General features: G+C 38.3%; 9 protein-coding genes. 1 reads left to right on the top strand and 8 read right to left on the bottom strand.

Annotated features, from left to right (window positions below; all coding sequences use genetic code 11):
- Positions 1-194, top strand: a 194-nt coding sequence (locus AC5JM2_RS18270; protein WP_495836276.1) for a hypothetical protein, incomplete at its 5' end; no start/stop codon positions are given.
- 396 nt (positions 195-590) lie between these two features.
- Here AC5JM2_RS18270 and AC5JM2_RS18265 read toward each other — a convergent pair.
- The 8 genes from AC5JM2_RS18265 to AC5JM2_RS18230 all read right to left on the bottom strand — a co-directional run.
- On the bottom strand, positions 591-2054 hold the full coding sequence (locus tag AC5JM2_RS18265) for a protein kinase domain-containing protein (protein WP_495836275.1): 1464 nt from the start codon (positions 2052-2054) through the stop codon (positions 591-593).
- Between the two features lie 298 nt (positions 2055-2352).
- A complete protein-coding gene (locus AC5JM2_RS18260; protein ID WP_495836274.1) occupies positions 2353-3552 on the bottom strand; it encodes a DUF4159 domain-containing protein in 1200 nt (399 codons plus the stop codon).
- A gap of 37 nt (positions 3553-3589) precedes the next feature.
- The gene (locus AC5JM2_RS18255; RefSeq protein WP_495836273.1) at positions 3590-4618 is read right to left on the bottom strand and encodes a phage tail protein; all 1029 of its coding nucleotides are present in this window, start codon (positions 4616-4618) and stop codon (positions 3590-3592) included.
- Between the two features lie 64 nt (positions 4619-4682).
- Positions 4683-6884, bottom strand: a complete 2202-nt coding sequence (locus tag AC5JM2_RS18250; RefSeq protein WP_495836272.1) for a putative baseplate assembly protein — start codon at positions 6882-6884, stop codon at positions 4683-4685.
- Positions 6885-6962: 78 nt separating this feature from the next.
- On the bottom strand, positions 6963-7376 hold the full coding sequence (locus AC5JM2_RS18245) for a GPW/gp25 family protein (RefSeq protein ID WP_495836271.1): 414 nt from the start codon (positions 7374-7376) through the stop codon (positions 6963-6965).
- Positions 7377-7481: 105 nt separating this feature from the next.
- A complete protein-coding gene (locus AC5JM2_RS18240) occupies positions 7482-9392 on the bottom strand; it encodes a VgrG-related protein (RefSeq protein ID WP_495836270.1) in 1911 nt (636 codons plus the stop codon).
- A 126-nt stretch (positions 9393-9518) separates the two neighbouring features.
- Positions 9519-10073 carry a CIS tube protein gene (locus AC5JM2_RS18235; RefSeq protein ID WP_495836269.1) on the bottom strand — a complete coding sequence of 185 codons (555 nt, stop codon included), beginning with the start codon at positions 10071-10073 and terminating at the stop codon, positions 9519-9521.
- Positions 10074-10119: 46 nt separating this feature from the next.
- A partial coding sequence (locus AC5JM2_RS18230) for a hypothetical protein (RefSeq protein ID WP_495836268.1) occupies positions 10120-10860 on the bottom strand: 741 nt, incomplete at its 5' end.

The following is a 10860-nucleotide window of genomic DNA, read 5'->3' as shown; positions in this document are numbered from 1 at the left end:
TTGGGCTTATTGGATTATATGGACGTGTTGGACTTGGGCTTACGGAATCTTCTGGAGGTGTTGAACTTGGGCTTATTGGATTATATGGACGTGTTGGACTTGGGCTTACGGAATCTTCTGGAGGTGTTGAACTTGGGTTTTGGCTTATGAGATTTTTTTTAGGTGGTGAAGTTGAGGCAGTTGGCAATGAATGAATAGCAGTAAGTTGCGCTAGAGATGGTCGCACAAAAATGAATAAACTTGTAATAGAAAGTAACGAAGCTTTGGATAAAAAAATTATCAGCTTTGCAAGTGATTGATTCATTTTGTACTCCTGTAAATATCAAAAATTAGGAAAAAATAGTCTTTACTCATGTTAGTTTTCAAATAAATTAATTTCTTATAATTTAGCTTTTATCTATAGCAATCCGGATTGTAACATGAGAAAATATGGAAATGAAAAGTACATTTTTATAAGCATTTCCAAAATTTTATTGATCGCAAACAATTTAAGATTACTATATGTAATTTATTAAATTTAATTAAATAAAAAAATTATAGTTTGGAAAAATATTAACAATTCCAAGTTTTAAAATTAGGAGTTTTCAAAATTACTTGCAGGTGCAAGTCTGATTGCTTCCTTGAAGTGTATTATCATGCCAAATTCCACGCAAAGGCAAGCCATGTTTCAATTTACAAGTTCCTTGACCATTAGGCTCGCTTCTTTCAAAATACCCAGAATATTCACAACCATTATGATATGTTATTTTACCAACGCCTTGACGTTCACCCTTAACAAACTGACCTACATAGCGATCTCCATTACCATATCTATAGCTTCCACAACCGTGAAAATCTCCATCTTTTAGTTCTCCATCAAATCGACTAGTTCCACCATGCTCTGTATCAGGAAAGACCATGATTCCTTTGCCACTAGGATATTTTTCATCTGAAAAACCATACAGTGTTGCAGTACCGTATTTCCTACCTCCCGTACTCGGTAAAGGTGGTAAAGGTGTTTCTGGGCAAACTAGTTTCACATCAATTGCGGGTTGTCTCGACGAAAAAGTCATAAATAATAACCCCATTCCCAAAAGTAAACTCACTATGACTCCAGCACCAATCAAAAATCTCTGCTTTGCTACAAAAAAATGTGATGGTGGTGAAATTGATGATGAAGACGGTGGTGGTAGCTGTATGGGTTCGGATGATGGAGGCGGTGGTGGTGTCCGTATAGTAGATTCCAGTGATAGTGTTGTTAGTGCTTGCAGTGCTTCACCTGCGGTTTGATAACGTTCATTGAAGTTAAGACGCACCATTTTATCTAACACATTTGCGAGATCGGGGCTAACCGAAACCTTATCTCGCCAAATTATTTCAAAAGTGTTTGGGTCTTTCTTTTCCGATAGTTCCTGTGGTCTAATCCCAGTTAAAGCATAAATTCCCAACATTCCCACAGCATAAATATCGCTGGATAAGTTGGGATATCCATGTAACTGTTCCATAGGCATATAACCATGAGTACCAACAATAAAATGGCTGTTGGTTAGCTCTTGAGGATTGTTTTTTAATTGACTAATTTCTTTGACAGTTCCAAAGTCTATTAATACTATCTTGCCGTCACTATTACGGCGCATTAGGTTTTGTGCTTTTATGTCTCGATGAATGATATTTTTGTTATGAGTAATTGTTAATACTTCTAAAACTTCTTTTAAAAGCTGCCTTACTTGAACTTCACTTAACTTATTGCCAGAGAAAATTTCATGACTCAAATCGTATCCATCAATATATTCCTGCACTAAATAAAATTCACCCCCTTCTTCAAAGTGGGCAAAAAGTTGTGGAATTTGACTGTATTCACGACCTAAGCGATATAAAGCTTTTGCTTCTTTATTAAAATAATTAATAAAGGCTTGTAACTCTTCTTGATTTTGGCTTTGCCGAAGATTTTTGACAACACATTGAGGATGGTCGGGTAGATCTAAATCTTCAGCTAAATAGGTGATTCCGAAGCTACCACTTCCTAACGGCTTGATAATTTTATAGCGATTGCGCAGAATTTGACCAGGGAGCATTGGATTTAACCATAAGTAAATATAGATTATTTTTTCATTCTGCCATATTTAGGCTAAATAAGGAAACAGCACTCAGGAGTCAGGAGTTAACACTTAATATAGGAATCCGGTTTAATTTCTGAATTAACAAAGTCAGCGCAGGGAACAAGGAACAGGAAAGAAGCAATGATGTACCTAGCTTCGCCAGAAATCAAATATGAATCCTATAGGATTAGGGCTAAATTACAGTAATCATAAATGTAAGTAATATTTTTTCAAATTAAATGTTCGGGACGCCTATCCCACAATATATAAACAGCTACCACTTTCCAGAATCATCCTCTTGTTGCAAACCTATTAACTGGCGTCGCTTCCAAGCAAAAGCGAGAATATTAATGCCTAATTCTTGCGCGGTGCGAATTGCCAGTCTAGGTAGGGTAAGGTCTTTATCTAATCCCCAAGCGGATGCTAAATCACCAATGATTAAAATAATTCCTCCGCTAGTTAATATTTCTATTGGTTGTTGATTTACTATTGGTAAAGCTGCAAATAAAAAAGGTTGCGTTCTTAAGGGGTGGTCGCGTCGTAATTCAACTAAAGGTTTTAAAGGATTTTTTAACTGTTCTGCTAGAGAATAAGTACTTTCTATTAAAGGAGTTGCATCTCTAGGTGCATCGACTAAAAGTACTCCACCTGATTTGAAATATTTTTTCAGAGAATTCAACTCCAGATTGTTGAAGGATAATGCTTGTTGCCCAGTCAGATAAAGTAAATCATACTCTTGAATATTCTCAGATAAAGTCACCTGCCCAGCTTCTTCAGTTCCTTGTAAATAAGAGTACAAAGGCTCTATTGATTGTAACAAGTAAGATAAGTTAAAAAAATTGCGATCGCATCCAGAATCACTGTGATTAACTTGTGCCAGTCTTACAATTGCTTGAGGTTGGGCTTGTGCCTGACGTCGGTAACGTAAATTGATATTATTATAACCGGGAAAAAATGCATCAGCAGGTTGAGTAATATCTTTTTGTCCTGGCTGTAAAAGAATACGACAAATTTCTATTTCGGAAATATCAAGTGTTGAGTTTCTTTGGTCAAATCGATAAGTTTCGTGGACAGTATCTCTCGATTCGCGCAAGCGCAGTTCTTCCGGGTCAATATAACTAACAGTTAAATAAATCATAAGCGGTTCACTACTTGCCACCTCCAAATCAATCGGAAAGTCATAAGGTGTCGGAACAACAATTAAATTCCCAGCCAAATCTATAGCTATTCCAGGTTGAATTTGCACCCAGCGTCCATCTCGGTATTTAGCTTCGACGTTACTCGGTGCCTCAATATCTCGCACACCCAAACCGCAAACAATTCCCGGTTGGTTTAAACATTGATAATGAGTGTTTTGTCGCTTGCGGTGGTAATTATGTGCTTTCCGCCAGCGTTCAGCATTTATAAGTAAACCGTCGGAAGCTTGTAAACGCTCAAAAGGTTGAATTGGTGGAGGTGGAAAAGGGTGAGACATAATGAGTTAGGAGTTAGGAGTTAGGAGTTAAATAGCTTTAGTTACTGTTTTCTATAGATAATTCGTAGGTACAAAAAGCGGGTTTTTCTTGTTCAATTATTCTTCTGATTAGCGCTTCGTGTATAGTATTTGATTCTTTTGGTCGCAAACGCACTACAAAATGGTACGCTCTTCCTCCTCCTAATACTGCATTTCCGAGTACTGCTTCATTCAGAGTAAAACTATTACCAAAAGGTTCTGTAATGCTAATGTGCTTATCATTTTCGTTTGGGATATTTTCATCTAGTGGTAAACCTGTATATAAATGTAAATAAAGACGCAACCCTTTACGAGTTCCTCGCCATCGATATAAATCAACCGCTCTACGAATTAACCGCCGCTGCTGTTGGAGTTCCCATACAGAGTCAAATTGCCAACCAACCCAGTGAGCCAAAAATGGTAACAATGCTTGCGGCGCTGTTAAAGGATCTAGGTTTGCCCACATGGTATTAAAGCTATCAATAGCTGGTTGATAAGCTTGTTCAAATATATTCATGAAGCGACCAATAAAGTCTACTTCGCGATATAGAAGCGGTAACAATTCCATGTACGTAGACCAAGGACGTATACATATACTAAATTCGTCGCTAGTTTCGATTTTTTGTTGTTCTGTACCTGGGTCTAGATATAAATCAACTGAACAGCGAAAGTTAAGATTTAATCTATCTTTTCTTCCAGGAACGATCGCTTCCTGGTCTTCAAAAAAGGTGACAGGGACTTGAAAATAAAGCACGGCTTGCATAGTATCTCTAGATGCAATTTCCGAGCCTTCTGTTCCAATTTGACACCACTCTTGAGGAAAGTCACCTTTTACTTTCAACTCCAACCGTAAAGGATTTACCGTCAAGTTATGCACTTGCACAATCATTTCGCTTGGTTGTCCGGGATGTAGTAACAAACTGTGTCCAGCAATTTCATCAAGATTTTCTACCCCTGTAAATGCCAAAGCTACTCCCGGTAGCGCTTCGGGAATTTGCATTGGGATTAAGTCTATTTTGACTTTAGAAGTAGAGCGACTTTGAATCATAGTAATACTAAATGTATGAACGCTATATCGCGTCTTGATGTATTTTTGATATATCGCATCTTTATTAACGATTAAGAATGTTAACTACGTGATTGGAGCGCAAGTTATTATCAGCCCAGGAACAGATAAGACCTTGTACTCCAGGGTCAATTACGCGCTCCGGTGATGGCTGACGCCTCCATGTGTCACCTTGCTTACGTATAGGAAATAATAGAACCGGACCGAGGTAACGGACACCACGCGCTTGTTGGAGTAGTACCACAATATCTGATTCGTAAAGTGGGCGTCCGAATGCCCAGCCTTTTTGTTCAATTCCTCCAGTTAAGGGATTTAAAAATTTATACAGCGATATTCGGATATAACGCAGAATTTCTTCACGTGCGAGAGGATTATCATAAGCTGGTTCTAAACCGATTTCGGTTTGGACAGAAACACCCATATATTCTGGTTGTTGTAGTTGAACTTGCACTCCTAATAACCTTCTTTCGTCTAGATAACCCAAAACTTGTTCAGTGAGTGCTGGACTAAGGTCGAATTTCTCAGGAGATAAACCTTGTCCTTGAGCGATCGCATCTGTATTGAAATTCGGGACTATCAGTAAAGTGACTGTACCAGCTTGTCGATTTGCATCGGCTGGTAAACAGCGGACGCGAGCAATTGCTCCTTGACCTGCTTGTTCGGCTAATACTTCAAAATCTTCAACTGTAACTGCGCGATCGCGCGATCGTAGAATTCGCGGCGCTTTAATCACTGCTTGTTCGAGTGACTCCCCATCTGCTCCATTAATAGCGCCTTTATGATTGATGACACTGGCAACATAGGGAACAGCAGATTTTAAAAATTGCAGTGAATGAGCTTGAACATTGCCTTGTCTACCTCCTCCTGTACGGTAACTAACCATTTTGATTTCTGCACCGCGTTGAGGGATAGCACCATACTGATGTTCAAGAGTACTTTTGTTTGTATCACTAACTTGAACAAATGTATCTTCGGGTCTTGGGTGTTGGATACGCGATCGAACTTCTGTTTGACTTTTGAGTTGACTGGGTTCGCGAATTAACGGACCAAACTGAACTTTACCGTCAATTGAATCTATTACGTAGTGAAAGCTTTCTGAAGTGGAATCGGCAAAGTCTCGAACTTCTTGCCATTTTTGAGGTAAACCACCAGGAGGAATAACTATAATATACTCGTTCTCTCGACGTTCCAATATTGGTGGTTGCAGAAGTTGAAAAATTTGTCCTGGTTTGCCATTACTAAGACCCAAACGTTCATCTTCAATGAAATTATTTTGACTTGCGCTAACTGTACCACCAACTGCACGCACTCCCAAACCAGCAATTCGTGGAGGACGATTATAACCAGAATCATTTGTGCCTAATTGAGTGAGTACACAGCGAATCCAACGACCCCGATATGATGTAAAGTTGGTTATAGGCCAGTTTGAAGGTAGATGTAGCCTGACTTCTGTTCCCTGCTCAGGATTATTACCCTGTTGAGCCATTTCGTAAAAACTAAAACCTTGTGTTTTGTCATCAGCTTCTTTTGATAAAATAGGTTGCCATTTCTCCCCATCCCAAGCTTCCCAACGACGTGGTGGTTTGTTAGGATTAATACCTGTAGGCGTAGCTGAGGCACCTTGAAAAGTAATTTCTAAAACATTACCGTCCTGATGATCATTGGAATTAATAACTAAGTAAAAACAGTTTCCCGGTAATGGTTCCTCTTCAAATATTGGTTGTTCACTACCTTCCCAGAAAGCATCAGATTGACGGTTCCAGGTATTAGTTACTCTTTCTCTTAAAGATTGGGGAATTTCTTCTGCAGTCAACGCTGTTAAAACATGTTGTAAACGAGGTTTTGCAATAACTAAAGGAAAATCAGTACTAAAAGTAATAGCTTCAGTAATTTCAGTTCGTACCGTTGAAACCTCTATTCCTTCTGGAATTGTGTAAGTCTCCGGCAAATCGGAACTTAAATAAAAAGTTAAATCCGTGCGTGCTGGGGCAGGAGGTTGAAGTCTAATACCTAATAATTCTAAAAAAGCAACATAACTTTTACGCGGTACTTGATTAAACCTAAGTAGCATTTGGTCGGTTAACCAAGCAAAAAGCTCAACCAGCGTAATTCCAGGGTCACTCAGATTATGGTCTGTCCATTCGGGGCAGTAGCGAGGAATACGCATAATACACTCTTCCACCAAATCGTCGAAGGTGCGGTCATCCAAATTTGAAGAAGGTAATTTTGGTAAAAAGTCGAATTCCACAGTTTTATTTTAGAGTTTGGATATTAGTTGCGCGATTTTAGATTATTTATCTTGTGGGGTGGGCATCCTTGCCCGCCCCTACTCCGCCGAAGTTAAATAAAAAGGATAAACAAAGCTGAAAAAGTCAGGATAATCTTTGAGTTTGTATTTGATAATAATGTCTACTCTGCCGCGTATTGGGTCAGGATCAGTGCGAACATCATCAAGAATGATACGCGGTTCCCAAACTTCCAAAGCTTCTGTAACATACATGCGAATTTGCAACAAAGTATCGCTATTTAAAGGAGCAAATGCCAATTCTGACAAGCGACACCCAAAGTTCGGTCGGTAAACTCGTTCTCCTAAACTCGTGCGAAGAATAATCCATATCGACTCTTTGACTTTCTCGTCCTCACTGCTAAACTTTATCCCACCCTGCAAATTTAATTGCAGTGGAAAAGCCCAACCTTTCCCTAAATATTCTCGCTCCTGACCATAAACGGGATTTGGCATTTAGGCGCCCTCCGCAGTAGATATCACATATATATCCAAAATATTGGGGTAGAAGATATAAACCTATTCGCCAAAGGTCGAGTTTCACTGAAAGGGTAAAGGAAATTATGGAATTGGTTTAGGACCTGTTATTGGTGTAGTCATTGTAATTGGTCCCAAAGTACTAGTTAGTGTCATAGTTCCAGCAGTTATCGATAAAAGACCAGGTGTAGTAATTGCGATCGCACCACCTGCGGTCATAGTTATAGCGGCACCTGCTGACATACTCATCTCACCACCAGAATTCATATTCATAGCGGCACCTGCTGTTGAGCTAATGGATGATGCTTCGGAGGAAATAGAAGCTGCAGCAGTATTACTAATAGTGGAGTTTGCTTGAATACTGATATTGCCAGTCGGGTCATTAATCAGTATTGTCTGTCCTGCTGATGTTTGTATTTCTATAAACTTTTTAGTATCGTTAAGACTAATTTTATGTCCACCTTTTGTCTCTATATATACACCCGTATTACTAGTAGCTTTATCTTCATCTACAAATTGTAATTGATGTCCAACACGGGTTTTGAAGGTTCGCAGACGAACTCGACCACTAACTACACTATCTTTTACAGAAGTTGGTGGTGCATCTTGTCCGTTCCAGACTGCACCGATAATATAAGGTCGATGAATATCACCATGTTCAAAACCAACCAAAACTTCATCGTTAATTTCTGGTAGCCAATCTGTACCGCGACCAGAACCTGCACCAGTTGATACCATTCTTGCCCAGTAACTCTCATGTTCTTCTGTAAGGGTGGGGAATTTAACTTTCACTCGACTCAATCCTTTAGGGTCTTGATTATTGGTGACAACTCCCACTAAAAAAGTTTGACCTGGTTGTAATCGTGTTTGTGGTGATATTGAGGTGTATAAATTACCTGAACGTAAACCTCGGACGCTAAATTCTGTCGTGTAAATTCGCTGGTTGTAGAAGTGGCGTGTTTCCGTAATATAGTACTTACCGCTAAAGCGATCGCCCATCTTTTGTAGATTGACAAACTTACCCGGTCGAATCAGAGGATTACCTTCTGCTTTTGCATCTGCATAGACAAATTCTCCCCCTAATTCATCACATAAAGCTTGAGCCATTACCTCTGCTTCTTTGGCACTAAAAACGGGTTTATCTACAACAGTCATTAACGGAGGTTTGCTAATGTTGAACTTGTTACTGCTATTACTTCCTTTTTGATTGCCAGTATCAGTTATTACGTTTTCTGAATTAGCCTTGGATGTAATTAACTTTTTCTGAGTGTAGTCCCAACTACGCACTTCAACCGCACTCACTTGTTCTGCACTAGTAACGCGAGTACTGAAACTACTGATTTCGTCTAGCCATTTCAGTTCTACAACTTCTTGAGCTTCTGGTTTACGAAAGTTTATTTTACCTTTTTCAATAAAAAGTTCAAAACCAATACGAGCAGATCTTTCTCGCAAGAACTCCATATTAGTTTGATTTTCTTGAAAAATATACTCATGAGCTTCGCCACTTTCATCTATTCTTCCAAGTTGTATACCTACTTCTTGAGCAATTTTGCGTACTATATCGCTATCAGTATTATTCAAAAAAGAGCGATTTTGTCGTCCTCTATGCAGGCGATGCGAGATATCATAACCACGAACAATTATCGGCGCCTCAGATTTATCATTAAAATGAACTTCAATTGCTGTAATTTCACCTTCAATTAATAAATTGTCTTCTTTAGGCGTTTTAAAATTTTCGTCTTGAGTATTACTAGAAATAAACCCTAATTTGACTTTTGTACCGATTTCAAACACCTTTTCATGGCGCCAGGGTTGGTATTCCGATTTATTATTAGTAGGCAGATAGCTGTTGTGAATTACCAATGTAAACATAGCTGGCAAATGCAAACTTTCTTCAATAGTAATTTGCATTAAATCTTTGATTAATTTAGCATCTGCTGGAACTCCTCCTATTTCGACTATAGGTTGAGCTAAATAAAGACTTTGTTGTGCCATAATTAACTCTATAATTCTAAAGAATGTTCAAAAATAACGATGTTTAGATGACTCCATCGAGATATTTTTTGTAGTTTATTTCCCATTACCTTCTGATTTCTGACATCCACCTCCTGGTGTCTAGCTTTAATTGAAAAGGGTTGTACCTTGAGGGCTATTTTGTCGGTTCTGTCCCTGAGAAGCAGATTCAGTTCCTCCTGGGAGGTTATTTTTATCTACTTCTTGCAATGAAATATCTACCATTGCTCTGACTGGTGTCCCATCAGTGAGAAACATATTTAGGGTATAGGTTAGACTATTCATTACACAGTAAAAATATTCATCTTTCCATATAAATGTATAAACTGGAGGACGTTTATCTGCAGCTTGTTCAATTGTTTCAACGCCTTTTTTAATAATATTTATATATGTCATTACAGACTCTTTCGTTTCATAGGTATCGAAAATTAATTGTTTAAGTGTAAATTGATAAGGCTCAACACCTGAAAAGTTAATCTTAGGCAGTAAAGTTGTTCCTCTATTGCCTGGATGTTTTTGCCAGTTAACAGTTCGAGAAAAGCTGATTTCACTAGGATTAAACATTAACTCGATATCAGGCGCCTCCCCGTTGTAAGCTTTGAGTTTAGCTTTTTCAAGTTGAGGTTGGCGTTTTTGAGGAGTGATTACAGAAGGACTTGGCATATGAAAATTTTCTCCTAAAAATCAAAATTTAAAATCCAAAATCATATTACCAGGGTAAACGACCTGTAAAAATGCCTTGACGTTCTTTCTCTATTTCTAGCTGTTGTCGTAATCTAGCATAAACTTCACGAGCAAGCGCTTCGAGAGCAATTTCATCATCTTCTTTTGAATTAGCTAAATTTGAATTAGCTGAATTTGAATTAAATGACTCATCAAAAGGACTTTTTATAGTTTCTGTTATTAGCTTTAGATCGGGAGATATATCGCTGGCTAAAGTTTTCTCTAGATTATCATCAATTGCTTTATGCGAATATGCAGGTTTTTGTTGAATAGGAAAAGAGTTATTGCTTGTTTGGGAATTGTAACCACCTCCTGTTTCACTACTAAAGTTAGTAAAGCTAGCTTCTTCATTCCCTATATTTAGTAAAGTTTCAATACTTGACCATTGTGAAGGAGTATCTAAATTATTCTTAGAGGATGTATTATTTGAATTTGCTTTTATAAAAATTAAGGGTGGCGATGAATAATTATTTTGCTCGGCAGTTTTTCTTTGTACAATATCTTCTGCTATATCACGTTTGTTGAGATATTCTAGTAAATTAAGATTTTTTTGTGTATCTGCTTTGTTAATTACAGACTTCCCCGGTTTAAGCATAGCGGGTACTGTATTTGAAGCTGCTACAGGCTGATTATTGTCAACTTTTAACTGTGTTACTTGTCCGCCCTTCGCAGGCTGTAATGGTGAAACTTCTTCTTGAAGTGGTATCGTTTGCTCAGAAACTAATGC

It is taken from the genome of Brasilonema angustatum (genome assembly GCF_059505445.1).
The sequence above is the reverse complement of the archived record's forward strand: the minus strand, read 5'-3'. Positions and strand labels throughout refer to the sequence as shown.

What these genes read in the sequence shown, in the direction of transcription:
- AC5JM2_RS18265 (WP_495836275.1), bottom strand. Translation starts at nt 2,054, where the DNA reads ATGCTCCCTGGTCAAATTCTGCGCAATCGCTATAAAATTATCAAGCCG.
- AC5JM2_RS18260 (WP_495836274.1), bottom strand. Translation starts at nt 3,552, where the DNA reads ATGTCTCACCCTTTTCCACCTCCACCAATTCAACCTTTTGAGCGTTTA.
- AC5JM2_RS18255 (WP_495836273.1), bottom strand. Translation starts at nt 4,618, where the DNA reads ATGATTCAAAGTCGCTCTACTTCTAAAGTCAAAATAGACTTAATCCCA.
- AC5JM2_RS18245 (WP_495836271.1), bottom strand. Translation starts at nt 7,376, where the DNA reads ATGCCAAATCCCGTTTATGGTCAGGAGCGAGAATATTTAGGGAAAGGT.
- AC5JM2_RS18240 (WP_495836270.1), bottom strand. Translation starts at nt 9,392, where the DNA reads ATGGCACAACAAAGTCTTTATTTAGCTCAACCTATAGTCGAAATAGGA.
- AC5JM2_RS18235 (WP_495836269.1), bottom strand. Translation starts at nt 10,073, where the DNA reads ATGCCAAGTCCTTCTGTAATCACTCCTCAAAAACGCCAACCTCAACTT.